18 protein-coding genes are annotated in these 26,366 nt (G+C 59.4%); 7 read left to right on the top strand and 11 right to left on the bottom strand.

Annotation, left to right across the window (positions count from 1 at the left end; translation table 11 throughout):
* Positions 1 to 610 precede the first annotated feature (610 nt).
* Together ACQY1K_RS19430 and ACQY1K_RS19425 are read left to right on the top strand one after the other, a co-directional pair.
* A complete protein-coding gene (locus ACQY1K_RS19430; RefSeq protein WP_430260346.1) occupies positions 611 to 2,686 on the top strand; it encodes a methyl-accepting chemotaxis protein in 2,076 nt (691 codons plus the stop codon).
* 132 nt (positions 2,687 to 2,818) lie between these two features.
* Complete coding sequence (locus tag ACQY1K_RS19425; protein WP_430260344.1) at positions 2,819 to 2,947, top strand: hypothetical protein; 129 nt, start codon at positions 2,819 to 2,821, stop codon at positions 2,945 to 2,947.
* A gap of 199 nt (positions 2,948 to 3,146) precedes the next feature.
* Here the strand turns inward: ACQY1K_RS19425 and ACQY1K_RS19420 are convergent, their stop codons facing one another.
* The 8 genes from ACQY1K_RS19420 to ACQY1K_RS19385 all read right to left on the bottom strand — a co-directional run bounded on the left by ACQY1K_RS19420 (position 3,147) and on the right by ACQY1K_RS19385 (position 16,732).
* Positions 3,147 to 4,859, bottom strand: a complete 1,713-nt coding sequence (locus ACQY1K_RS19420; RefSeq protein ID WP_430260342.1) for a hypothetical protein — start codon at positions 4,857 to 4,859, stop codon at positions 3,147 to 3,149.
* Positions 4,860 to 4,865: 6 nt separating this feature from the next.
* Positions 4,866 to 6,065: an HlyD family efflux transporter periplasmic adaptor subunit gene (locus ACQY1K_RS19415; protein WP_062577794.1), complete on the bottom strand. Its 1,200-nt coding sequence runs from the start codon at positions 6,063 to 6,065 to the stop codon at positions 4,866 to 4,868.
* A gap of 4 nt (positions 6,066 to 6,069) precedes the next feature.
* A complete protein-coding gene (locus ACQY1K_RS19410; RefSeq protein ID WP_430260340.1) occupies positions 6,070 to 8,277 on the bottom strand; it encodes a type I secretion system permease/ATPase in 2,208 nt (735 codons plus the stop codon).
* Between the two features lie 84 nt (positions 8,278 to 8,361).
* Complete coding sequence (locus tag ACQY1K_RS19405; RefSeq protein ID WP_430260338.1) at positions 8,362 to 11,286, bottom strand: BapA/Bap/LapF family large adhesin; 2,925 nt, start codon at positions 11,284 to 11,286, stop codon at positions 8,362 to 8,364.
* A gap of 313 nt (positions 11,287 to 11,599) precedes the next feature.
* Positions 11,600 to 13,213: a TolC family protein gene (locus ACQY1K_RS19400; protein WP_430260336.1), complete on the bottom strand. Its 1,614-nt coding sequence runs from the start codon at positions 13,211 to 13,213 to the stop codon at positions 11,600 to 11,602.
* 347 nt (positions 13,214 to 13,560) lie between these two features.
* Entirely contained in the window at positions 13,561 to 13,998 is a 438-nt protein-coding gene (locus tag ACQY1K_RS19395; protein WP_430260603.1) for a DUF6691 family protein, read from the bottom strand.
* The gene (locus tag ACQY1K_RS19390) at positions 13,998 to 14,426 is read right to left on the bottom strand and encodes a YeeE/YedE family protein (protein WP_430260334.1); all 429 of its coding nucleotides are present in this window, start codon (positions 14,424 to 14,426) and stop codon (positions 13,998 to 14,000) included. The genes ACQY1K_RS19395 and ACQY1K_RS19390 overlap by 1 nt, the downstream gene beginning before the upstream one ends.
* Before the next feature lie 287 nt (positions 14,427 to 14,713).
* Complete coding sequence (locus ACQY1K_RS19385) at positions 14,714 to 16,732, bottom strand: bifunctional diguanylate cyclase/phosphodiesterase (RefSeq protein ID WP_430260332.1); 2,019 nt, start codon at positions 16,730 to 16,732, stop codon at positions 14,714 to 14,716.
* Between the two features lie 1,198 nt (positions 16,733 to 17,930).
* Between ACQY1K_RS19385 and ACQY1K_RS19380 the strand changes: the two genes are divergently transcribed.
* The gene (locus tag ACQY1K_RS19380) at positions 17,931 to 18,869 is read left to right on the top strand and encodes a 3-hydroxyacyl-CoA dehydrogenase (protein ID WP_092662851.1); all 939 of its coding nucleotides are present in this window, start codon (positions 17,931 to 17,933) and stop codon (positions 18,867 to 18,869) included.
* Here ACQY1K_RS19380 and ACQY1K_RS19375 read toward each other — a convergent pair.
* Both ACQY1K_RS19375 and hisD read right to left on the bottom strand, forming a co-directional pair.
* Positions 18,866 to 19,618, bottom strand: a complete 753-nt coding sequence (locus ACQY1K_RS19375) for an SDR family NAD(P)-dependent oxidoreductase (RefSeq protein ID WP_430260330.1) — start codon at positions 19,616 to 19,618, stop codon at positions 18,866 to 18,868. The two genes, ACQY1K_RS19380 and ACQY1K_RS19375, sit on opposite strands and share 4 nt — an antisense overlap.
* A complete protein-coding gene (gene hisD / locus ACQY1K_RS19370; protein ID WP_430260328.1) occupies positions 19,615 to 20,925 on the bottom strand; it encodes a histidinol dehydrogenase in 1,311 nt (436 codons plus the stop codon). Before hisD ends, ACQY1K_RS19375 begins: the two co-directional genes overlap by 4 nt.
* A gap of 80 nt (positions 20,926 to 21,005) precedes the next feature.
* On the opposite strand from hisD, the gene ACQY1K_RS19365 reads away from it, so the two are divergent.
* From ACQY1K_RS19365 to ACQY1K_RS19350, 4 genes are all read left to right on the top strand, one after another.
* Entirely contained in the window at positions 21,006 to 21,998 is a 993-nt protein-coding gene (locus ACQY1K_RS19365) for a LacI family DNA-binding transcriptional regulator (protein WP_113111597.1), read from the top strand.
* A gap of 169 nt (positions 21,999 to 22,167) precedes the next feature.
* Entirely contained in the window at positions 22,168 to 23,157 is a 990-nt protein-coding gene (locus ACQY1K_RS19360) for a TRAP transporter substrate-binding protein (protein WP_430260326.1), read from the top strand.
* A gap of 158 nt (positions 23,158 to 23,315) precedes the next feature.
* On the top strand, positions 23,316 to 23,846 hold the full coding sequence (locus ACQY1K_RS19355; RefSeq protein WP_062459152.1) for a TRAP transporter small permease: 531 nt from the start codon (positions 23,316 to 23,318) through the stop codon (positions 23,844 to 23,846).
* A 1-nt stretch (position 23,847) separates the two neighbouring features.
* Positions 23,848 to 25,128 (top strand): TRAP transporter large permease, encoded by a 1,281-nt coding sequence (locus tag ACQY1K_RS19350; protein WP_430260324.1) that lies wholly within the window; start codon positions 23,848 to 23,850, stop codon positions 25,126 to 25,128.
* Between the two features lie 46 nt (positions 25,129 to 25,174).
* On the opposite strand, the gene ACQY1K_RS19345 is transcribed toward ACQY1K_RS19350, so the two are convergent.
* Positions 25,175 to 26,200, bottom strand: a complete 1,026-nt coding sequence (locus ACQY1K_RS19345; RefSeq protein WP_430260322.1) for a LacI family DNA-binding transcriptional regulator — start codon at positions 26,198 to 26,200, stop codon at positions 25,175 to 25,177.
* Positions 26,201 to 26,366: the final 166 nt, after the last annotated feature.

Here is a 26,366-nt window from a genome sequence, read left to right as displayed (position 1 = left end):
CTCGTGTCAGGATCGCACACGGGGCAGCCATCATGGCTCTCAAGTCCATCAGGGGACGCCCGCCCAGGATTACGCAGACGACTGCTTGGGCAAGGCCATCTTATTCCTCAAGCCGCGTCACAAAACTGAAATAGACCAGGGATAGCTGGAGACAGCATTGTCGCTTCGGCGCGTGTTGCGCTGATCGAGAGTGTTACCTGGAGACCCGGTCGTTGAGAACCCATCTCGAAGTTGTGCATGCTTTATCGGATCTATTGCGACGATTGCGGCTGAGGCCGCCGTCGCAGATTCGGTTTCGCACGATCGCAAACACGCCGACGACAGTGAAGTTTTCCAGGCACGAGCTACTCAACGCTCTCTATGCCCTTGAATACGAGGGTGTTATCGCACTCCACAATGATCACAGCTTCAGTGTGCTGAAGCCCTCTTCCGCAATCTAGCCGAGGGGGCAAGTGAGCTGCGCCGCACCGGCACGCACGCGGCTGTGTCACAGTAAATTCACACTCCGTAGACATTTGCTTAAGAGCCGAAGGGCATTGATGCCGCTGTTTTCTTGCCTTTGAGGTCTAAGCCTTTGCTCTTCGCCCATCTTCGAATCTCGCAGCGCGTCATGCTCCTGGCGGCGATGGCGCTCGTCGGTATCATCACGATCTGCGCCATCTTTATCGGTCAGCGCCACGTCGAGCACGGATATCGTGCCGCTGCAGATGCGCTTGCCGAGAGCAAAGCCGACGTTGCAAGCCTGTCGGCCAGCGTGAGCGCCAGCTACATGTTCCAGCAGGCATTCCTGCTCGAAAAAGAGATGGCCAGCACGGAAAAGTTCAAGGCAGCCGTTTCCGAAGGTCGTAGCGTGCTGGCGAGCCTTCGTCGTTCCGCCACTCCTGATCTCGCAGCCCAACTCGACCAACTGAGCATTGGCCTGACCGCCTACGAAGCAGCGTTTGATACGCTTGTGAAGAACAATCAGGACCTTGGTCTCGATCAGGACAATGGCTTGCAGGGCGCCATGCGCTCGGCGGTTCATTCGATCGAGGGACGTCTGGACTCCGTCGACGATACCGCTATTCGCGCCAGCATGTTGATGCTGCGGCGTCATGAGAAAGACTTCATACTGCGTGGCGATGCCTCATATCTGCAAAAACACACAGAGGAGGCTGAGACGTTCGCGACGCTTGTGAAAAACGCCTTCCGCCCAGGCGCGCAGCGCAGCCGGGTGCTCGATGGCCTGGAAATTTACCGATCGGCATTTCGCTTTTACGCCGAAGCCAGCATTGGGGAAGCACAGACCCGCAAGGATGTTGCAGCTGCCTACCTTGCGTTAGAGCCGCAGGTGCAGGCTGTCAGCGCAGCTTACGAAACGGAGCGCGAGACTATCCTCGTGGAAAATGAAAGAGTCGCGTCTCGCAACCTTACCGTCGTCGCCGGCCTGGTTCTGCTGGCGATCGTTGGGCTTGGTGGCGGCGTCTGGATTATCGGCCGGTCCATTACGCGGCCAGTCGCGGCGATGACCGGTGCCATGGGTGAACTCGCCGAGGGACAGACGGATCTTGCGATCCCGTCGTTTGGATCTCGCAGCGAATTCGGTGCCATGGCCGGCGCGCTGCACACGTTTCGGGAGGCTGCGATCACCAACCGTCGTTTGGAAGAAGAAGCAGCGACCGCACGGGCCAACGCGGAAGGTGAACGCGTCCGCCTGCAACGAGAGGCAGAGACCGAGGCAAGGGCACGCTTGAGCCATGCAACCGGAGGTCTCGCCGAAGGGCTGCGGCGTTTGGCAAGCGGCGATCTCGCTTTCGAACTGACCGAGCCATTTGCGCCGGACTTCGAAAATCTGCGCCGCGATCTCAATGCAACAGTCGCCCAGTTGGCCGATGTCATGAGCTCGATCGCCCATGCAAGCATTTCCATCGAGGGGGGAAGCCGCGAGATCGCCTCGAGCGCCGACGATCTGTCCCGCCGCACCGAGCAGCAGGCCGCATCGCTCGAAGAGACCGCGGCAGCGCTCGAACAGATCACTGCCAATGTCGGCAACGCGTCGCGCCGATCGCAAGACGCCCATCGTATTGCCAGCGAAACCAATGCCGCAAGTGAAAGCACAGCAGTGCTCGTTTCAAATGCGTTGAAAGCCATGGCACGCATCGAGATCTCGTCGACCAAAATCGGCGGAATCATCAGCGTGATCGACGAGATCGCCTTCCAGACCAATCTCCTGGCGCTCAACGCCGGCGTCGAGGCGGCAAGGGCGGGGGAGGCAGGACGAGGATTTGCGGTGGTTGCCCAGGAGGTCCGCGCTCTGGCAGGACGGTCGGCGGAAGCCGCACGAGAAATCAAGCAACTGATCCAGACGTCTGACCGAGAAGTTCTAGACGGCGTTCGCTGCGTCCGTGAGACCGGCGAAGGACTGACCGAAATCACCGGCCGCGTGGAAGCGATCACCACGCAAGTCGAAGCGATTGCCCTTTCGGCTCGCGAACAATCCGTCGGCCTCAACGAGATCAACACGGCCGTCAACATGCTCGATCACGGAACACAGCAAAATGCCGCGATGGTCGAGGAAAACAATGCGGCAAGCGCACTGCTCATGAACGAGGCGCAACGCCTACGCGGTCTCGTCGGCATGTTCCAGCTCGCGGTGGAAACGTCTTCGCGTGACACTCACGCGCGTGGGGTAGACCGCGCTGCGTGATTGAAACGAGGTTCGCGGAAGCTAGTAAAACATCCGCCGAAACGGCAAGATCGCTGCTCCCATGGCGGCTGCGTCGCTCGGTATCTCCGACACAATGAGCTTCGGTACGCACCATCACCCCCGATGCGTCCCGTGACGGCGGCTGACGATATCGTCATCGATGCCGACATCGCAGCCGAGCGCAAATTGGGCCAGCGAATTGCCGCCATCGTCCGCGGCCGGAAAACTATCGCCAGCATCATCCGCGTTATTCGCTTCTAAGTGATCTTCTCGCTGCGCGCCCCGGTCAGGGTGCATGATATGTATCAGCAGGCGGTACCCACACCCGCCGTTCGGCCAACACCGACACCAATTGACGAGGAGCATGGTTTCGTTCCGCTGCATATGTTCGAACCGGAAATGCGTTTGCAACTCCCGCTAGAACATCGTCGGCATTCTCCCGAATCCTTGCTGAGACGTACTATGACCCGGCTCCTCCTTGCCGAGAGACCAGCGATTTGAACGTCTCTTTCTCGTTCAGATACGCGCGATAGGCGATCAGCCCGGACAGATAGTGTTCCACATCGTCGATCCGGACGCGGAAAGCGTGGTGGCGGATGTAGAACGAACCCATGATCCGCTTTGGGTTGCGCATGAACATCGCCACCTCCGGGTAGAAATGACCGTTCAGCAGGTAATGAGCGCGTTTTTCGAGCGCTACCTCGAACGCTGCAAGGTCGATCTCGCCGAGGAGCGGAACAAGATCCGGGTTGTCAGCAATCCGCGACAGCGCCTGCCGGGTTGCCATTATCAGTTCCAGCAGTGTCGGAAAGGTGGTGATGCGATTGGCGACAAAATCGAGATAGGTGCTGACATTTTCGACGCAGAAGCGGAAATAGCGTTCCTCCGGCCGAAACAGCGTCAGTTCGTTGGCGCAATAACCCAGCCAGTGGTCGTGATATTGCATGTAGTTCCGGCGCAGGAAATGCTCGAAAGCTTTTTCAACCGCGCTGATCCAGCGGATATCGCGGGTGAGCGCATAAAGGCGCATCAGCGCGAAGGCGGCCTCGCCGTCGTAATAGACAGTGCGGAACTCGGCCTTGGTGGAAAGGTCCGGGTAAAGCAGGACGTGGCGGAATTCACCGGTCTTTGCGTCCTGCATATGAACGATACCGGTGGCGAGCTTATCCATCAGCGGCAGATATCGATCATCGCTCATGACACTTGTATATTTCGCGAGCGCCAGGAGGAAGACGGCATTGCCGCCGAGCTTTATCTCCGAACCAACGTCGATCAGAAAGGCGGCCTCGGCCCCATCAGGCAGTCTTGCGATCCGGGTAAGATGACCGGTCAGATGCCCGAGCGAGCGCTCTATTGCCGCTCTCGTCTTGCTATCCCTCGTTACCTCGTAAGCTTCGATCATTGCATAGGTCGTGCTTGCATGGCGCAGGACATTGTAGGTGCGGATCTCGCGGTCGAAGCACGGGTGATAGCCGTAGACGAACGCGCCGTCCGGCTTGACCTGAGACGCAAGATAGCTGGATGAGGTGTCGATCAGGCGATCGAGCATGGCACGATCAAGCGGCTGACCTTCACGCTGACCGCTTCCCGCACCTTCGCCGCAAAGACGGTAGTGTCGGCCTTCCTCATCGAGAAAAAAACCGCTCGTTGTAAACGCCCAGAGCGCTCTCGCCTCGGCGAAATCCGTTTGGAACGCGTTTCCAAATCGTGTCTTCGCATAGAGCGCGAAGTTTCGTTCGTTTAGAACGCAGTGCTCGACCTTGTTGCCACCATAAAGCATGGCGTTGGCGTTCAGTTCGTTGTCCAGGAACGCGGTTTCGAATTGGTCGTCGAGCGACAGTCCGAGCCGGAAGTAGTTTCTCTTGGTGCGACCAAGCTGTTTGTGAAGGGTCTCGACCGTGATCTTCTCGATCCGCACCGGCCAGTCGATCCGCAACAGACGGCCATCGAGCCTCTGGCTGTCCAGGAGGTCGCGGGCGGCAATTAGAGCCTTTTGCCAGGCTGCGTCAAAGCTGTCGGCGCCGACCGTTGCAACGGACGCTCGTCTGTCTCCGTCGCTGATCGAGACAAACAGCACATAAGCCGGATGCGGTGCGTCGAGTGGTTGGATGACCTGCCGAACAGGGTCTCGAAGGCGATCCATCCGCGCAAGGCCGAAAGTTTCTGCGGGCATGGTCACCTATCGCTCGCGCAGCGCCTCGCGCGCCTTGTTGAAGGGTTTGATCAAGTAGTCCAGCACACTCTTGCTGCCCGTGTTGACATCGACGGTTGCCACCATGCCCGGAACGATCGGCAGGCGCGTCCCTTGCGCGGTCACCAGCGCATCTGTGGTGGTCTGCACGAACACACGGTAATAGAACGTGTTGGGATCGACCTCGTCGCGCATGGTATCGGGGGAAATCGCAGTTACCCGTCCCTCCAGCCCGCCATAGACGGCGTAGTCATAGGCGCTGATCTTGACGCTGGCGCGCTGATCGGGGTGAATGAAGGCGATATCGCGTGGCGATATACGCGCTTCTATCAGCAACTCGTCGTCCAGCGGGATGATATCCATCAGCTTGCCGTTTGGCGGCACGACGCCACCGATCGTCGACACCTCGATATTCTTGACGATGCCCCGAACCGGTGAGCGATGCGTCAGGCGCTGCAGGCTGTCGGACCGTCCCTTGATGGTCGAGGACAGCGATGTGATGTCGGAATTTGCCTTGGCGAGTTCCTCGCGGGCGCTGAGGTTCTGCTTGGCGGCGATATCGACCTTCTTCATTTCAAGATCGACCAATTCCCGCTTCAGCCGGATGATCTCGACATTGCTGGCGGCGCCGATCTTGGCAAGCGACTCGCTCATTTCCAGCTCGCGTTTGGCCAGCACGATCGCTTGTTCCATCCATTCCAGAGACTGTTCAAGGCTTGTCGTCCGCGCCTCGAATTGCTGGGTTTCCGAACGGATGAGATCCGGATAGGCATTCAGCTCGGTCGGAAAGGTCAAAGCTGTCCGGTTGATCTCGGCCGTCAGGCGTGCGGCGGCCGCAAGCGAGGCACGGTATTTGGCCGATGATTCACCGACATCCGATTCGGTGATCGTCGGATCCAGCTGCGCCAGAAGCTGACCGGTTTCTACAATCTGGTTTTCGCGAACAAAGAGCTCCGAAACGATGCCCCCCTCAAGCGACTGGATGACCTGTTCGCGCCTGATCGGAACGACACGACCCGCGCCGGTGGAGACCTCTTCAAGCATGGCAAAATAAGCCCAGACCGTCGCGATTGTCAGGAGGATCATGGCCAGAAGAATGACGGTCTTTGCCTTTGACAGCTGGACATCGTCCTCGTCACCGAAAGCCCACCCGTAGTCCGAAGCCTTGTCGCTCGAGATCTCTGCCATGTCTTCAAATCCCGCCAGACGTGTTGTGAACAGGAACCAGTTTGGGTGGCACTGTTTTTTCTGGGGCGAGCGGCTTGATGCCCTTCAGCGTCGTCATCGCATCTGCCTTTGCCTCGTTGAGCACCAGCTGACCCTTGTCGAACACCATCACCCTGTCGACCAGTTCCAGAACCCGCATGCGATGGGTTGCGATGACAACCGTCTTGTCGCGCGACCAGGTCTGGAAGCGCGATATGAACAACCGCTCCGTCGCCTCGTCCATCGCGGCTGTCGGCTCATCGAGGAGGACGACATTGGGATCGCGCACCAGCAGGCGGGCGAGGAGGAGAGCCTGCAGCTGCCCGCCGGACAGCCCGTTGCCGCCCTCCTGCAACGGGTAGTCGAGTCCCTTTGGCAGAGCGCGGATAAATTCGTCGGCACCGACAATCGATAGCGCGTCGAGGATTGCGGACTGGGAGGCGTTGGAGGCACCGAGCGTAACGTTCTCCCTCAGGGTCCCGTGGAACAGGTGGGAATTCTGGGTCAGCAGCCCCACGTCACGGCGCAGATCCGACGGATCGATATGTCTCAGCGCAGTATTGTCGAGCATGACTTCGCCGGAACTCGGTTCGATCATCCCGGATAGCGCCTGCAGAAAAGTTGATTTCCCTGCACCGTTCTTGCCCAGTACGGCAATCTTGTCGCCAGCGGCGATCTTGAGGCTTCTCAGCACCAGAGCGGGTTTACTGGCAGGCTCCGCGTGGTGGAACGCGGTCGATCGAAATTCGTAGGTTCCGGCAATGGCGGAGATGGATATGCGTGTCTCGGCGACCGGATGGTCGACGGGCATCTGCATGATCGCGTCAAGGCTCTTCAGCCCGATTTTTGCCTGCTGGACACGGCTGAGAACCTGGGTGAGCTGCGCCATCGGCGCCATCATCCTGGAACCGAGAATGGAGCAGGCAACAAGCGCACCCGTTGTCATGTCCCCAGCCATGACGATCGGTGCGCCGAAGAATACGATGAACGCGTAAACGCTCGTCTGAACGCTGTGGCTCCAGCCGGTCAGAGACGACGTCAGAACGCGCATCTTCAGTTGGGCATCGGCATTGACCGCGTTGTAGTTATTCCACTTCTGCTGGAAGCGCTCCTCCGCCTGCAGCATCTTGATGTCTTCGATGCCCTGAATGCTCTCCACCAGGATCGCGTTGCGGAGCGATGCCTCGCGCATTGCGGCGCTGGCGCTCTGGTGCAGTCTTCGTTGTGACAGAATTCCAGGCAGGATAAGCAGCACGAGTGCGACCGCCGGGATGACGACCAGCATCCCGCCGACGAACCAGAAGATGACCAGAAACAGGAAGAAGAACGGCAGGTCCGCGACCGCGGCAACGGTGGTCGAGGTGAACACCTCGCGGACCTGCTCAAGATCCCGCAACTGAGCAATGAATGTTCCGGTCGATCTTGGGCGGACGCTGTTTTTCACACGCAGCGCGTGGCCGAAGATCAGATCGGACAGTCGCAGATCACAGCGCTTGCCAAGGATATCGATGATCGAACCTCTGATCTTGCGAACGACAAAGTCGAACAGCACGGCGAGCATGACGCCTGCAAACAGCACATAAAGCGTGCTCATGGAGTTGGCGGGGACAACGCGGTCATAGACCTGCATCGAAAAGATGACGCCAGCGAGCGACAGCGCGTTGGCGATCAGGGATGCGACCAGAACGTAGCCATAGGGGCGCAGGTCACCGAGCGCGAACCGTCTGAACCAGCTTTCGTCATGCGGGGCGATATAGGTGTCCACCCTCGAGTCAGGTGTGGAGCGTGCCGGCCTGGGAATGGCCGCAAGCGTTGCCTCGGCACACAGCACATCGATCGCCAGCGTCGTTTTCAGACCGTTGTCGCCAGCAAAGACGACTGCGCCATTGCGTTGCGCATCGATGGCGACAACCGTTGCAACCGACCCGTCCTTGAGCTGCACGATGACGGGAAGCCTCCAGCTGGTCATCATGTCCAGACTGGGTTGAGCCAGCTTCACACGAAGCCCGAATTTTTGCGCGAGCCGCTGGACGTATTTCGCCTGGTCTTCCAGCGAATAAGCCGCCGCAGCCTTGCGGGCCGCTTCGATCGAGAAGCCCAGTCCGTAAATCCGGGCAACCTGCTCAAACATCTCGATCCAGCCGTCCGCCTGGTTCTGCTGCACGACGTCGAACTGAGGTGTTGCTTGGGTCAATGCCGTGCCTTTCAAGAGTCTGCAAACGACGGGCGAGCGGGTGTCGTGCCGCTGCCGCAGAACCGGCAGCAGCACGACTGAGGGCTAGATCACTGAGGTACCGGCATGGTGCAGAGCGTCGTCGTCGAGCAGGCTGCCCACAGTTCCCCCCAGCAAGCCGCCATGCAGCACACTGTCTGCGGCCGAACCGTCCAGCAGGTCCACGGTCGTATCGTCCAAGATCGTGGGGACGAGGTTGCCGGCAAACTCGGGCAGGTCGGCAACACCGTCAGCCACGGCGAGCCCGCCGATATCAAGGTCACCGTCCACGACAAGGCCCGTGTCTCCGCTTAGAAGTTCGTGGAGGCCAACGTCGATCGGCAGTGCGCTGACGCTCCCGAGATCGATGAACTCACCGAGATCGGTGCTCACACCATCCAGCGAGATGACGTCTGTCAGATCGCCGAAACGGCCGTGGCTTCCGGTATCGAGATCCAGGAGGTCGAAGTCTGCGAACGCGGACGTCAGCATGCTCGGCTGCAAAGCTTCAGAGCCTGTATCGGCCGCCATCATCATCGACGTTCCGGCGACGGGCTCGGCCTGGTCGATGAGGATCGTCAACTCTGCTTCAACGACCTCTCCATTGGGATGAACGAGACGGTAGGTGAAGCTGTCGGTCATTCCATCAAGGCCGAGTGTGTCGTTCGGCTCATAGGAATAGCTGCCATCGGCAGAGACTTTGAGCGTGCCGTGATCACCCACGATGACGGTACCTGCGGCGGCCGGATCGACAAACACTGTCCCATTGGACACCTGGAAGTTGGTGAAGTTGGAGCCGAGCGTATCACCGTCCAGAACGTTGCCGACTGCCGCGACTACGCCATCGGAAATCACCGTTCCGAGGTCACTGGTCGACGTGGCGAGCTGCACGTCGATGTTGCCACCGATGTTCACGCCATCCTGCGATACCGTAACGCGGTAGTTGCCCGCGTCCAGGTCCTGTAGTTCCAGGCCTGTGGAGCCGCCAAGCAAACCGGCAAGCTCGGCCAGATTGGCACCTGTGCTGGTTTCGACGACCGTCCAACTGAGGTCAGCCTGCTGCATTTCGACGGCGATCGTCGTTGTCCCGAGGAGACCCAGAAGCTGGTCTGTGTCCGCGCCGATCTGAACCGTTGCCACGGATCCGGCGGCCACCGTGAACGTTCCCGTTTCACTTCCCCCAAACAGTCCCAACGAGACATCGAGGAAGTCGGCGTTCACGGCCTCCGTCACCGGGTGAGTGGTCACGACGGTCGCCGCCCCAGCGTCGTCCGTGGCGACAATTCCAAGGCTCGCATCCGCCGTTGGATCAATCGTCGAGAAGGTGAGGTTTTGTCCCTCGCTGTCGATCTGGACATGCAGTTCCGCAGTCGAAGTCGCCTGGGTTTGCGGATCGAAGATCGTGTATTCGAAGGAGTCTACCCGTCCGATGCCGGCTGCATCGGGGTTCGGGGTGTAGGTGTAGCTGCCATCCTGGCCGATGACCAGTGTACCGTGATCTCCCTGGATGGTTGCGCCTGCAGCGGTCACCGGTGTGGCATTGATGCTCTGAATGATGGTGCCGGGATTGACCGCGTCGATTTCGCCGCCGATACCTGCGTCGGTGATCACGTTGCCGCTGGCAGCAACTACGGCGATGGCGCCGATACTGGTTGTGTCGGTATCCGTCCCGGTGATCGTCAGCTCGCTTCCGAGGCCCGCACCCAGCAAGCCGTCATAGGCGATAAAGGCGCGGTACTGGCCCGGTCCAAGATCCTCCAGGCTCACTGTCGGTGCACCATCCAGCAACTGCAGGTCCAGCAGTGTGGCATTGCCGGTGCCGGTGCCTGTGACGTTGGTCCACTGGACACCGTCAAATCGTTGGATGACCACCTGATAATCGGACAGAACGCCGAGACTGAGGCCCTCGTCGAGTTCAAAACGTGCATCGAGCGTATGGCCCTCCTCGACGTTGAAATCGATCGTTTCGACGTTCGGAAGCACCTGGAGATCCAAGCCACCAAGGCTGACGGCAACGCCGTAAGTCTGGGTACCTATATCAACGTTGGTCACCACGGGGGAAAGGTTGATCGACGCGACGGCGGTATTGTCGTAGGCGGTTGTGTCTGCATCCGCATCCGCATCCGCATCAGCATCTGCATCCGCATCCGCATCCGCATCTGCATCGGCATCTGCATCGGCATCTGCATCGGCATCCGCGTCTGCGTCTGCGTCTGCATCGGCATCCGCGTCTGCATCCGCGTCTGCATCCGCATCGGCGTCAGCATCCGCGTCCGCGTCGGCATCCGCATCCGCGTCCGCATCCGCATCGGCATCCGCATCGGCATCCGCGTCCGCATCCGCGTCGGCATCCGCATCGGCATCGGCGTCTGCATCTGCATCCGCGTCGGCATCCGCATCGGCGTCAGCATCCGCGTCGGCATCTGCATCCGCATCGGCGTCTGCATCCGCATCTGCATCGGCGTCAGCATCCGCATCTGCATCGGCATCTGCATCTGCATCGGCATCTGCATCGGCGTCGGCGTCGGCATCCGCGTCTGCATCCGAGTCATCGTTGTCGTCGCCACCGCCGCCGCCTCCGGAAGCGAGAGCTATTCCTCCAGCTCCAAGCGCGCCGAGTGCAGCAAGGCCGAGAATGGATGCATCGCCCCCACCTTCAGCGCCACCCACCAACTGGTCGCCGCCGGCCGACTCGGTGAATGAGAAATCGGCTTCTCCGACGGTGTGGTTGCCATCCCAGACGACCCCGTTCTCATCCACCAGGACCAGCCTGCTTGATGCTTCACCAGGGCCGCTGGCGTAGAAATCGGCAACTCGGATCGCCTCACCGTTCTGCAGGCGGATGACGAGATCGTCGCCCTGACGGATGGTCGCAGCAATGTCTTTCGGGCCGACCTCAAGCTGAATAACACTTGGTTCACGGACAGAGATGTTTCCCGATGCGACGGTAATGCTTTCACCACTTGCGATATTCGTTACAACGGCAACCATGGATACATCCTCTTAAGGCCGTGAGCGTCACAGCGAAACTGAACGGACCTGGCGGATGGGCAGCGAGATGCGATGACACGGACCGTCAAAGGTCTGCGCCGGGCAAAATGTTGAATACCGAACTGGCTGGTCCGGCAGTGTCTCGATTGCTGTCAATCCTACCAAGAAACTCTGGGATAAGACTTGCTCAATTTTAGAACGTTATCAATTAGCGATAACTAATTCTCGCATCGGACGGTTGATGCAGGGTTAATGCCGGTCAGCGTATTTGCGTTTATGAAAGGCGGACAAAAACGAATTTGACCCCTACGGGCTAGAGAGCGCCGCGCAAAGCAAGCTCTTCAAACCGGTTTCCCTTGTCCTTAACGTCCGCGCCGATACTGGAGGCTTGAAGCGAAACGGCAAGCGCCTCGCTTAGCTCGGTCTCAACGTCTGCTCCGCGTTCGGCATTCTCTGCGGCAGCTGGTCCTGCCTCTATCGGCAGTGCTTGTCGCGCAGGCATCGCGACCGCCATTTCGATTGGCGTCTCCGACCTGGATGCGCCGCCGTTCACGACGGTCGCGGCCGTGCCCGGCTTCTTTTCGAGCTTGAAGATGTCCCGCAAGCGCCCCGCTGCGGAGGCACACTCGATATTCAGCTTATGGACATCGAACTGGATGTTGATTGCGTCGAAACGTGCGGCATGTAGCTCCTGATCGGCATTCAAGACATCGAGGAGAGTCCGCGTTCCCAGGTCGAGGAACTGCCTCTGATAAAGATCTCGGGTTTCGCGCATCAGCGTCTGTCGCGAGGCGAGTGTCGTGAGCAAAGCGCGCATTCCAGACAGCTGCGTGCGCGATTCCATCCAGCTCCGCTGCGCGCCTGTCCTGGCATTGGCGATGCCGGCCTCAGCGGACTGAACCGCGAACTGGCCAGCTTCGCTCCGGGCCTTATAAGAGCCGCCGTTGTAAAGCTTGCCGGTCAGTTTCAGACCGATCGTATAGTCCGGGCTGCCTGGTGAATTTCCGAGCAGATCCATGCTGCTACCGCCTTCAAGCGCCAGGGTGGGCAGGACATCGGCCTTGCTGAACCGCAGGTTGGCCTCGGCGGCCGTCTTCTTCGATGCCGCCGCCCGGACGCTCGGCACCGTACCCCAATCGGGCTCTTTGGCAGAGCAGGCATTGGGGAGGTCTGAGGGAATACTCGCTCCGAAATTGATCTTCCCGGACATACCCAACAGCGACGCCATGCTGCCCTGCCAGCGCTCCGACTGAGACCTGATCTCCAGTGCCGTGGTCTGGGCCATCTGCACCCGCGCTTCGGCCTGAAGCTTGTCCGATCTCGTGCTGGCTCCCTGTTCCGTTCGCGCGTTGACGAGCTCGAGGATTTCCTTCGTGTCGCGCACCTGATCGGACGCGACAACCGCCAGACTGCGGTTTCTCAGGGTTTCGAGGGACGCAAGCGCGGTGTCCCTGATCACGTTGTCGACCACGGCAATGAACTCGGCGCGCCGGGTTTCCTCTGTCGCCGTGGCACTGGCGACCTGACTGGAGACTTTCCCGAAGTCGTAGATCATCTGCGACGCCGTCACTGTCGCGGCCGGCTGAAAACCGTTCCCGAATGCGCTGCGCCTGCCGACATCGATCCCGCCCCCGATCGACGGAAAATATCCCGAGCGTGCATCCCGGATCGCCGCGCCTTGCTGGTTGAGTTCGCCCGCCGCCTGCATGATCGATGGCTGATAGTCGACCGCCCGCCGGACGGCCGCCTGCATGGTCAAAATCGTGTTCCGGTCCTTCACTGCGGGCCGAGAGCTCGGGACTGATGCGGTCGCGATACTGTCGACCGATGTCGTCCGCGCCCGCGTCTGCGTCTGCGCGCAAGACGCAACGCTGAAGGCGAGCGGCACAAATATCGCCGTCCGGACAACACGGGAAAGCATGCTCATCGTATCCCCCAAGCCCGCAGGTCCAGACGGACCTGCAAAGACAAACCACCGCCGCTCGACTACTTTCCAAGCCGAAGCATTTCAAGCAATTCTAATATACGTCTGAAGATGGTTAATGACTGCTTAACTGAGATCTCGTCAGTCTCTGGAGCATGATGATTGTGTTGTCGGAGTGGGCGGGAGAAGGCCGCGCCGCGGGCCGGACGAGAGGGCGAAGCTAAACTGGCTTCTGGTAAATGCTATGCTCGACAATGCGGGAGTAAAGAAACCCTTATACTGCCTTCAATGGTTTATGGGATGGTGGTTCGAATGCCATCGAGGTTGCGGAAGTTACCTTCTCCGTCCCATCAGGACCGCGCTGCCACAGTCTGTCGGGACGACACCATGCGATGGACAAACATACCGGCAAGCATGGCCGTGACGAACAGTGCTGCTTCCCAGCGGCCTGTAACGAGAGAGGCGATTGCGGGACCCGGGCATAGACCGACGAGGCCCCAGCCGAGACCAAACAGTGCAGCGCCTGCGACAAGCGGACGGTCGATCATGCGGCTCGTCGGCACATGGAACTGGGTTTCGAAGACCGGTCTCCTGCAACGACGCCGGATCGCATAGGCAATTGATGACGGGATCAGTGCCCCGCCCATCACGAAAGCAAGCGACGGATCCCAGTTACCGGTCACATCGAGGAACGCCAGAACACGGGCAGGATTGACCATGTCGGACACGACAAGGCCGATGCCGAACAGAATTCCGCAGGCGATGGAGACGACAATGCGCTGGGTCATCATGCCACTCCCATCAAATGTCGGGTTATGAAGACGGTTGCTGCCGCCACGATCATGAATGTTGCCGTCGCGACGATGGACCGGGGCGATAGGCGTGCCAGTCCGCAAACACCGTGGCCGCTGGTGCAGCCGGAACCAAGCCGCGTCCCGAAGCCGACCAGGAGCCCGCCTACCACAAGAACGGGAGGCGAGGCGGTGATCGCGAACTCTGCGTGCCGTAACAAGGTAAAGGCGGCGGCAGCTCCACCGAGTATGCCAACCAGAAAACCGACCCCGAGCGGACTGATTCCACTGCCTGTCCATCCGACAGCAGATGCGGCCAGACCGGAAATTCCGGCTATCCGACCGTTCAGCAGCAGGTAGATCGCGGCGGAAAGGCCAATCAGAAGGCCGCCGGACAGCGGCCAGATAAAGCTGAGATCAGACATGGGTCGTTTCCTTGGCGCCGACAGCGCGTTGACCGATATCTTCAGATAATGGATGCCGTTGTCTTCGGCCAGGGGGAACTGGCGCGCAGTCCCTACACGCTCAAATGACAACGCAGCAGCAGCGCGGTACTGCTAAACGCGTGATGGCCGTAAGCGCGTCCGAAACGACGCCGAGCAAGTTCCGTTACGATGACGCAGCGGTGGACGCATGCGTTTAAGTCTGCGCGTGGGGTCTTCCTGCCGGGGCATGGCATCAGAATGCAAAGCCCCAGCGTAACCTGTCCCCTTCAGGTTCGAGCCATCCGGGAGACGTATGCTGCAACGTCCTGGCGAGGAAGAGGTCGCGACATCAGAAAGCCCTGAAGATCGTCGCATCCAAGCCGTTCAAGTTCGGCACGCTGCTCGATTGTCTCAACGCCTTCAGCCGTTATCTTCAGCCCTTTCGCTCTGGCCATGCCAATCATCGCAACAACAACGGCCCTGCTGCCGCTTTGGTGCATTTCGCCGATAAACGACCTATCGATTTTGATGCGATCCACCTCGATATTCTGCACGCGCGAGAATGAAGAATACCCGGTTCCAAAGTCGTCTATGGCAAACCGGACGCCTGCTTTTCGCAGCATGGCTATGGTTCGCTTCAGGTCGATCGTGTTATCCGCAGTTGCAGTTTCGGTCATCTCGATCTCAAGCCTCTCGGGGCTTACGTTCATGTTTGCGAGGGTCGTCAAAACCCGCAGACTGTAGCCGGGAGAACCAAGCTCAAGCGGCGAAGCGTTGATCGCAATAGAGATGCCGGGAAGATCAGCAAGAGTCCTGCATGCATTGTCCAGCACAAGGGCGCCGATGTCGTTGATCAACCCGATGTCCTCCGCCAGAGGAATGAACTGGTCGGGACTTATGTAGCCCATCGTCGGGTGCTTCCACCGAGCAAGCGCTTCGAGAGAACAAATGCTTCCGTCGGTCGCATTGAAGACTGGTTGATAAAAAGTCTCGAGCTGGGTCCTGGTCTCGACTGCAAAACGGAGATCACTTTCCAACGCCCTGCGCCTGCGTAGCAGTTCGTCCATATGTTCACCAAACACCGCATGGGTATTCCTGCCGGCTGCTTTGGCATGATAAAGCGCGATATCAGCCTGGCGCGTCAGTTCGATGGGGTCACATGGGCCGGTTGCTAGAGCTGCTCCGACGCTTGCGCCAATGACGACATGCGTCGTTCCGATTTCGAACGGTGCCCGCAGTGACTGCACAATTTTCGATGCGAGATCTTCAGCATTCCTGGCATCATTTTCTCCCAGCAGAATGGTGAATTCGTCGCCTCCCACCCGCGCCAAAAGAGATTGCGGCAGGAGATCGCGCATCCGGTTTGCTGCCAAGCAGATCAGCTTGTCGCCAACCGGGTGACCGAACGTATCGTTGACAGCCTTGAAGCGATCAAGATCAACGAACAACACACAGTGGAGGGCGTCGGCGTGTCCGTTCGATAGTTGACGATTGAGTTGCTCGTTGAAGTAAGCGCGGTTTGCAAGCCCGGTCAGGGCATCGTGGCAGGCTTGATGTTTCAGTTCTGCGCGGCTCGCAGCCAGCCGCTCGGAGCGGCGCCAGATTGCACCTCCAGAAAAACTGGTCCCAGCGAAAAGTGCAATAAACGCGATAAAAAGGGCCGGGGCAGTGGCTTCGAAGACATATTGTCCGGGTTGGAATGGGTTCCAACGGAAGTATCCGAAGACTTGTCCGTCTCGTGCGACCAAGGGCACGTACGCAACATTCCGTTCCAGAGGTCGCTTAGAGGTGAATTCCAGTTTGGCGAACTCATATTCGGTACCGATGGCCAGAGGAAGATCGCCGTCGAGAAAGCGTATGCTCACATGCAGCATTTCCTCGCCCGGCGTCTGTTCCAGATCACCGGTGTCTGAAACGATTGGCTTTATGCTGACAATTGCAGGTCGAAATCCGACATAGCTTAGATCAGCTTCGCCAATCGAAAGCGTCCGTTCGCTGATACCCTCGGTATCTTCGGCAAGTAGACGCGCCTGAAGCTTTTTAGCGAGCGGCAAGTAGGCGTTGCGGAGATCATCTGGGGTAGGGGAATAGTCTGTCTCCGATGAAAACAGATATTGCACAGAGAGGTCCGGTCGAAGGACCAAGGCGCCATCATGCCCAAAATAGCTGTGCATCCATGAACCGAGGTTCGTCTCGATCCATTTCAGGTCGCCACTGGTTGCATGCCTCACGGCGTCGTCCCAGACAGTTGCGCTTTCCTGGTCATGCGCAATGCCAGCCGTCAGTTTCGCGACCGTAAGTTTCATGAGATCGCGCTGCCTTGCCGCGGCCACCTCATCGCTTGTAGCAGCCGCCCAACTCAAACTCAGTAAAAGCAGACCACAGACGACCAAAGAAACGAGAGCCGGCAGGCACCATCGTAGAAACCACTGACTCTGAAACTGTATCTTCATCCCGCAACCGTCATCTCTTATTTTACGTGATGGTAAAACAGAGGCTATTAAAGCACGGGTAAGTAAGGTGGTTACGTCTGCGTTAAATGGCGAAACAGCGGCACGACTTCCTCAGGCATCCTCCAATTAACGAGTGCGAAGAGCGGTTATGGAGTAAGCCTTGCCGCAAGGCATTCTCCGGACAAATCCGCTGGGTTAACTGGCATGCGCGAACTGCCTACCAGGCTTTGCCTGGACAACACCCATCAACCATTCACGGGCGGCCCGAAGCCGTTTGGCGGGCTTTCAATCGGAAATTACCGCCACACAAACTGCGTCCAACACAGTGGTCGCGCGCTCTTGGAACTTCTGGTCGTGTGAAATTGCGGGAGCTGGTATTCAGTCACCATTCAGGCCCGATGACTAGTTTGACCTCCAACTTAACAATGGGAGGCATGGGCTCATGCTCGCTACGCGATGCAAAAGTGTCTTCGATGACTTCTCAGTCCGCGAAGAACAGGATGGAAACCTTGTAGTCGATAAGGAGCAACTTCTGTTGGCTTTCCATCAGGGAACCATCGCCGCGAAGGCAAACCGCGATGTCGGCCACTGTCCTTTCAGCGCACTGACACAACCGTCCGAATTCCTCGCGTGGTTGGAAGGCTTTCAATGCTGTTCGGCGTCACGCTAGCGAATTCGTCGGAGCGGTCCTCCTGCATCGCATCTCTGCATGAGGTGGGCTGTCCAAGGCTTTCTCTGTTTACGGCGAGACAGGCTATTCGTCGTCGAGGACGCACTAGCAGCGAGATTGCGGAAATCCCTTCGGAAGAGTTCGTTTCTGGAATGAAGTAACTCCGGGCGGTGGCGCTGCTGTGGGGACATCAGTCCGGGAGCAACCGCCTGCCTCCTCGACAGCCAAAAGCCCGATACGACGACGGTGGGACGCCTTCTTTCGTGAAAGATTTTCACTGGGATGATCGGCGATTGACCCTCGGGCTGCCTTGCTGCTTGCTCACCCAGCCAGCGTGAAGGCGCTGCCTTTGACTGCAGCTCACAAGGGGAGATCCAGGACATGAATGCGATCAGGAACGTTGCTATCGTCGGCGCAGGTCTGGTGGGGCAGGGCTGGGCGATTGTCTTCGCGCGGGCCGGCATGGACGTCACCGTTTATGATGCCCGCGAAAACGCCGAGGCTGTCATCGGCGCGCAGATCGACAAGGCCGTCGGCGATCTTGCCGCCGGGGGGCTTTGCGGCGACGCGTCCTTGGTCCTGTCGCGCATCCGTTTTGCGCGGAGCCTCAGCGAGGCTGTGTCGGGCTGCGACTACGTACAGGAGTCGGCGTTCGAGCGGATCGATGTGAAGCGCGAGGTCAGTCTTGCGATCGATGCGGTGCTTCCCGCCCATGCCATCGTCGGCAGTTCCACCTCAGGATTTCCCGGGTCGGCGTTCTATGAGGAGTGTGGCAACCGGGAGCGGTTGATGGTGGTGCATCCCGTCAATCCTCCGCATCTCGTGCCGCTGGTCGAAATCGTCCCGACGCCCTGGACTGCGCCACAGGCAGCGAGCCGTGTCCGGCGCCTGATGGAGGATGTGGGGCAGTCAGCCGTGTCGCTGTCGCGCGAAATTCCCGGCTTCGTGCTGAACAGGTTGCAGGGCGCCCTGCTGGACGAAGCGTTTGCACTGTTTGCGGAAGGCTATGCTACGGCCGAAGACATCGATCGCACGGTGCGCGACGGGCTTGGGTTGCGCTGGTCGTTCATGGGACCGTTCGAGACCATCGATCTCAACGCGCCGAAGGGGCTTGCAGATTATGCCGAACGGCTCGGGCCGATGTATGCCGGATTTGCCGATCAGCGCAGGGCAGACCGAGGCTGGGCGCCGGATGCGGTGACACGGGCGGATGCGGAGCGTCGCGAACTGCTCGCAGAGCAGGATCTCGATGCCAGACGCTCCTGGCGCGATGAAATGCTGATGCGGATCGTCCGGGCGAAGCAGGCGGTGGCGGACTAGTCCGCCGTCCAGCCGCCGTCGATCATCAACGCCGAGCCGGTCATCAGGGACGACGCGTCGGAGGCAAGGAAAATGGCGGCGCCGACGACGTCTGCCGGCTGCCCCAGGCGACCTAGCTTGATCTTGGACAGCGTCTCGCGGCGAAACTCCTCATCCTCGAAATACGAGGCGGTCATGGGTGTCTCGATAAAGGTGGGGCAAAGGGTATTGATGCGGATGCCGGCAGGTCCAAGTTCGACCGCCAACGCCTTGGTAAAACCCTCAATCGCAAATTTTGAGCCGCAATAGAGTGTCCTGTTGGCCGCGCCGACATGGCCCATCTGCGAGGACATGTTGATGACGGTGCCCCGCCTAGCGTGCCTCAGCATAACGGCCGTCACGGACTGGACTGCAAAAATTGCAGCCTTCGTGTTCAGGCCGAAGACGGCATCGTAGTCGTCTTCAGTGACCTCGGTCAGCGGCTTGGGGCGATTGGTGCCGGCATTGTTGACAAAGATATCGAACGGCGCTTGCGCCTCGACATGCTGGCGGAAGCCGGCAATGTCGGTGACATCGCACACAAGCGGCCGCGCCCTCCAGCCGCGCGTAGACATCAAAGCGCAGGCCTCCTCGATCTCCGTCCGCGAGCGCGCGCAAAGCGTTACTTCGGCACCCGCCTCGGCAAGGCCTTCGGCGACCGCGCGTCCAATGCCACGGCTGGCGCCGGTGACGAGCGCCCGCTTGCCGGCAAGATTGAAAAGGCCGCTCATTGGGCTGCTTCGCCATAGGCGACGTCGCGGTTGCCGTAGCGTCTCACCCGTAAGTTCGCCTGTTCGGCATGGCCGACGAAACCCTCGAGCATGCTCAGCCTCGAGCAATAGGCGCCGATCTCAGCCGCCGCTTTGTCCGTTGTGACGCGCTGGTAGGAATGCGTCTTGAGAAACTTGCCGACCCAGAGACCGCCGGTATAACGCCCCGCCTTTTTCGTCGGCAAAGTATGGTTGGTGCCGATGACCTTGTCGCCATTGGCAACGTTGGTGCGTGGGCCGAGGAAGAGCGCACCGTAGGAATGCATGTTTTCGAGAAACCAGTCGTCCCGGTCTGTCATAACCTGCACGTGCTCGGAGGCGATGTCGTTGGCGACGTTGAGAATCTCCTCGTAGGTGTCGCAGACGATGATCTCGCCGTACTCGCGCCAGGATACGGAAGCGGTTTCGGCAGTTGGCAGGATTCCGAGAATTCGATCGATTTCAGCGATCGTCGCTTTCGCCAGCGTCTCCGAATTGGTCACGAGAACTGCCGGGGAATTGTAGCCATGTTCGGCTTGCCCCAGAAGGTCTGTGGCGCACATTTCCGCGTCCACAGTCTCGTCCGCAATGACCATCGTTTCGGTCGGGCCGGCAAAGAGATCTATTCCGACGCGCCCGTAGAGCTGGCGCTTTGCTTCCGCAACAAAAGCGTTGCCGGGGCCGACAAGCATGTCGACGGGGCGAATGGTCTCGGTCCCGAGCGCCATCGCGCCGATCGCCTGAATGCCGCCGAGGACATAAATTTCATGAGCCCCGCCGAGATGCATTGCAGCGACGATGGCGGGGTGGGGTTCGCCTTTTTGGGCCGGAGCCGCTGCTGCGATGCGGGGAACTCCCGCCACCGAGGCCGTGAGGACAGACATATGCGCCGACGCGACCATCGGGTACTTGCCGCCTGGAACATAGCAACCGACCGACTGGACCGGAATATTGCGGTGGCCGAGGAAGACCCCCGGCATTGTCTCGATTTCGATATCGGTCATCGACGCTCTTTGGGCTTCGGCGAATTTGCGGATCTGAGTCTGGGCAAATCTGATGTCGTCCATGTCGCGAGCCGACACCTTGTTGATTGCCGCCTCGATCTCGGACGTGGTCAGTCTAAACGAGGCCGGAGAGAAGTTGTCGAATTTCGCCGACAGGTCGCGTACTGCGGCGTCGCCTCGGGTTTCGATGTCCTTGAGCGTCGCTTCGACAAGCGTCCTGACTTTGGCGTCATCTTCGGCGCGTTCGGCGGCCGCCTTGCCCTGTTTCATATAGCGAATTGACATGTCTCACCTCCCTTTTGACATCGAGCGTAATGTGCTAGCCACGCTGAATGCAAGTTTTCATCATTGCGTGAAAAAATTTCATGGAGTCTGTTTTGAAGCCGACAGCCAAGCAGGTCGCTCATGAAGCGGGCGTTTCCATCGCCGCGGTATCACGCGCGTTTTCGCCGGGGTCGTCCATCGATCCGTTGAAAAGACAGCGTATCCTTCAGGTCGCAGCGCAGTTGGGTTATAGCAGTCCGGCGCGCCGTACTGCCGAGGTGATCTCCGCCGGTACAGTGACGTTGGTTGCCGGCGATCTCGCCAACCCGTTCTATCCACTCGTTCTCGACACGCTCGCAAAAGCACTGCAGGCGGTCGGGAGACAATTGCTCGTCTATGCTATCCCGCCGCAGGCGGACATGGACCAGCTGACGCCGCAGATCCTTGCCGCTCGCCCCAGCGCACTTGTCGTGACCTCCGCAAGCCTGACGTCTGGAATGGCCAACGCCTGCCGGCAGCATGGCATCCGGGTGGTGCTGCTCAACCGGATCCAGCGCAATGTCCGCGTAAATGCGGTCGCGTGCGACAATCACGCAGGCGGTCGTGATGCGGCACTGTTTCTGCTCGGCAGGGGGCGCCGACGGATAGGCTTCATCGGCGGGATCTCCAACACGTCTACCCACCGTGACCGGGCGGAAGGCTTTTCCGAAGCATTACGCGAGAGCGGGCATTCCGTGCTTGCCGAGGGAAACGGGGAGTTCACCTACCGAGGCAGCTACGGCGCAGTGCTATCACTGCTGACAGCAAAAAACCGTCCGGATGCGCTGTTCTGCTGCAACGACATCATGGCGCTCGCCGCCATAGATGCTGCCCGCGAACTTGGACTGTCCGCGCCTGAGGATCTTTCGATCGTTGGATTTGACGACATTCCCATGGCCGGTTGGAGATCCTATCGTCTGACGACGATCCGGCAGCCGATTACCCGCATGATCTCCGAGGTCGTGGGCCTGATACAGGCCAGCAAGACAGTTCCACTCGACGAGACGACGACCAGCATCCTGCCTGGCAAATTGATCGTGCGCGGCAGTGCCTGAAGACGATCCTGCACGACCAGAGAAGAAGGATATTTCGGGCGTCGGCAGAAAAAAACTTGACGGGACGGGCAAATTTGCGAAAGTTAATGCACACGTTTGCGCATCTGCAGCGGCGATAAGGAGGTCGCAGCTGAGTCACCGGATGCATGCATTGACCGGGAGGGATAAGATGAAGCTCAAGACACTTGCTGTCGTTCTGGCAGCTCTTGTGATGGGAACGGGACAGGGTTTCGCCGCCGAGCGGGCCCTTCGCGTCGCCACCAGCGTTCCGCACAATCACTACCTCACCAACGTCATCAAGGAGTTCGCAGACAACGTGTCGAAGCGGACCAACGGCGAAATTACCTTCGAATTCTATGACTCGGGTTCCCTCGTCAGCGACCAGCACATGGACGAGGCGGTTGCAAACGGCACGATCGATATCGGCATTGCCTCTGCATCCATCCTTGCCGGCACCGTGCCCGCTCTCAACGTGTTCGCCGTGCCATTCTTTTTCGATACGCGCGAAAAGCTTGATCGCGCTGTGCTGCCCGGAACCCCGATCAGGACCATACTCGACAAGAGGATCAACCAGACCGGGTCGCGCGCGATGTTCTGGATCCCTTATGGCTTCATCACGATGATCACCCGCGACAAGGAAGTTCATGTCCCTGCGGATATGCGCAACCTGAAGATCAGAACGTTCGGCTCTACCGTCAGCGAATTCGTCGAGGCCGTGGGAGCCGCTCCGGTCGTCACCAGCGGTAGCGAACAGTTCCTGGCGCTTCAGCGCGGTATCGTCGATGGCGGGCTGACGGGATGGCCGTCGGTCGAGGAGCGCCGCCTTTTCGAGGTTTCGCGCTACGTCATCGCGACGGACCACATGTATGAGACGCATTTCGCCCTGATGAGCGAAAAAGCGCTCGAAAATATGCCGACCGAACTTCGTGCGATCTTCCAGGAGGAGGCCGCGAAACTCGAGACGGTGCTCATGGATCGCATCTTCGATGCCACCAAGCATACGCGCGAGCTTCTCGCCAAGAAGATGGAGATCATCGATCTCACGCCGGATGAAATCGTCCAGTGGAAAGAGGAAACGGCACCTGTCGCAAAGTCGTTCTACGACAACGGAAACGACCTTGCGAAATCTGTTTTCGACGAAGCGCAAAAGCTTCAGTAGCGGCAGTTGGCTAGCCGCGCCGCCTCGCACAGAGTCGGCACAATGTAAAAGCACGACACCAAAAACAAGGGCGGGGCGCAATGCCACCGTCGCGGCGAAACGCGCATTCGCGCAGCGTCTGAGAGGGTCAGACGCGAACGTCTGGGAGGAACGGCACCATGCCCCCGCAAGAAAAGAAATGGGTCGGCACAATCGAGTCGACCATCATGAGGATCGGTGAATACAGTTCATGGATCTACCTCTTCATCGGTATCATCGTCGCCTATGAAGTGGCGTCGCGATACTTCTTCAACAGTCCGACGGACTGGGTCGAGGAGACCTCACGTCTCGGCATGGTCTGGGCAACATTCCTGCTGTTTCCAGCCTGCATGGGGCGCCGGCAGTTGATCTCGATCACGCTTTTCTCCGATGCGGTCGGCGAACGCGCCAAGGTCGTTCTCGAAGGCATAAGCTTTGCGATCATTGCGCTCGCCTGTGCCGTCGTCTCCTTCGAGGCGCTTGTTGCCGCAATCGACGCGGCGACAGTCGGCCGCGCTACGGCGAGTGTCCTGCGCATCCCCTATTGGCTCTTCTACCTGCCGGTCGCGATCGGGTTCTTTCTTTTCTTCGTCCAGGCTGCGCTGGAACTGATCCTGCTTGTTGCGACGGGGCAGCGACGCAAGCTCGAACTCGCGCACGAGGAGATCTGATATGGAAAGCGTTATCGTACTAGTCGCGCTCTTCGTCTTTCTGTTTGCGGGCATACCGGTCGGTATCGCGCTTTCGACGACGGGTATCGTTCTTCTCCTGATGAAGGACGTGCCGCTCGCCAGCGTGTCGATGGAATTCCTCGGCTCGGTCAACAATTTCATCCTGCTGGCGGTGCCGGTGTTTCTTTTGACGTCGAATATCCTGCTGAAGGCGGGGGTCGCGAAAGACCTGTTCGATGCGGTGCAGCGATGGGTCGGCGGCGTGCGCGGCGGTGTCGCGATCGCAACGATCATCTCCTGCGGCATCTTTGCCGCGATCTCGGGCTCTTCCGTGGCCGTTGCGGCCATGATTGGCACCGTGGCAATTCCCGAGATGACCAAGCGCGGCTATGATCGTCGCTTTGTCATGGGAACGCTCGCCGCTGGCGCAACGCTTGGCATCCTCATCCCGCCGTCCATTCCGCTGATCATCTATTCGGCGGTCGCGGAGCAGTCGACCGCCTCGATGTTCCTTGCCGGCGTCGGGCCCGGGCTGTTCTTGATCGTGCTGTTCCTGATCTACTGCATCGTCAAGTCGTTCATGGGCGCGGCACCGAAGGCGGAAAAAGGTGAATCCGAACCGGGTGGTCGGATGGCTGCAAGCCTTCGCGCCCTGCCGACCATGGTCATTGCGCTGACGATGATCGTCGGGATCTATGCAGGCGTCTTCACGCCGACGGAGTCGGCAGCTGTGGGCCTCGTCATGACCCTGATCTACGTGTTCGGCATACGCCGGGGCGTGTCTTTTGCAGATTTTCGGGGGGCGGTGTTCGGCGCGGGTCTTACCACGGCGAACCTGCTGCTGATCATTGCGGGGGCAAACGTATTCGGCAAGGCGATCATGCTTTACCGCATTCCCTACGAAATCTCCCAGTGGATCGCCGTCAATATCGAGACGGCTGGCATGTTCATGCTGGCGGTCACCGCGGTGTTGCTCTTGCTCGGCCTGTTCCTGGAGGGGATCGCGATGATCCTGATCGTCCTTCCGGTTCTCCTCCCGTCGCTCGGCGTCCACGGAATCGATCCAATCTGGTTCGGCATCTACTTCGTGCTGATGATCGAGATCGCGCTGATTACGCCGCCGGTGGGTATGAACCTCTTCGTGATCCAGTCGGTGGCGAAATCGAGTTTGAAGGAGGTGATGTACGGGGCTCTGCCATACGTCGTCATCATGCTGTTCGCCGTGCTTGCCATCTACTTCTTCCCCGCAATCGTGATGTATATTCCGAAAGCGGGGGGATAGGCTGCACGGATTTTGGATCGAGGAAGGGCGCTTTTAGCGCCCTTTTTCATGCCCTGCCGGTGGAGCCGCGAACAATCAGCTTGCCGCGCATGGCGATCAGTTCGTCCGGCAGGCTCGGATCGACCGTGCGCGCCCGCAGCAGTTCAAAAGCCCGCTGGATCATCAGGGGCAGGGGCTGCTGGATTGTCGTGAGGTCGTAGATCGGCCGAGAGGACGCCGCAACGCCATCGAAGCCTGCAACCAGGATGTCGCCGGGCACATCGATCGACGCCAGGCGCAGTGCGTCGAGGACGCCCATGGCCATGATGTCGCTCAACGCGAAGATCGCATCCGGGCGCTCCGCCGAGGGGATCGCCGCGATCTCGCGACCGGCCTCGAAACCGCCGTCGTAGTTGGAGTGGCCGTCGATTCGAAGCGAGAGTGCCAGACCGGCCTGTTCCAGTTCGGCGACAAATCCTTCCTCGCGTTCGCGAGACGTCGAACTGGTGGAGGAGGTGTAGATCAGTCCGAAACGACGGCATCCTCGCAACATCAGAAGTTTCGCCATCTCAGCACCGCCAGCACGATTGTCGCAGGTGACGAAGCATCCGTGCGAAAGTGCGACGCGGTTGACCATCACGAGCGGGACGTTGTTCTGCGCGCAGATGTCGGCCGCCTTCGATGACAGGATCGCCGACGAGATGATGCAGCCATCGACCTGGTACTGAATCAGGGCCTGGGCGGTGGTATCCTCGATCGGCCCGCCGCCCGCATGAATGATCAGGAGGCGAAAGCCGAGCTTCTCCGCTTGCCGCGTCGCTTCATGCAGCAGTTCCGTATAGAACGGGTTTTCGGCTGGTCCGAGGACAAGCCCGTACAGCCCGCTCTTACCCGAGGACAACGTGCGCGCCAGAACGTTCGGCATGTAGCCGTGTTCTTTGGCAAGCCCGATGATCAGGTCGCGCATCTTTTGAGAAATCCGCGTGTCGCCTTTGAGCGCGCGGGTCACCGTCGATGGCGCGACGCCCGCCAGTGCTGACAGGGTAACGACCGTCGCTCGGCGCGGTGTGGAAGGCGGCAGTGTTGAGTTCATACCGATCCATAGCAAAACAGCTGCGCCCTGTCGCGCCACTCCACATCCGCACCGATGCGAAAAAGAGGGGCTGCATGACAAAATATTCGCTCCCAACTTGACATCTCCTCGAGAAAACGATTGGATCGGATTGCGCAAACGTTTGCGCACATGTTTGCGATTGACG

Origin of the sequence: Neorhizobium sp. IRS_2294, assembly GCF_050500145.1 — a bacterium.
Lineage (GTDB): Bacteria > Pseudomonadota > Alphaproteobacteria > Rhizobiales > Rhizobiaceae > Neorhizobium > Neorhizobium soli.
This window is presented reverse-complemented; position numbering and strand designations above follow the sequence as displayed.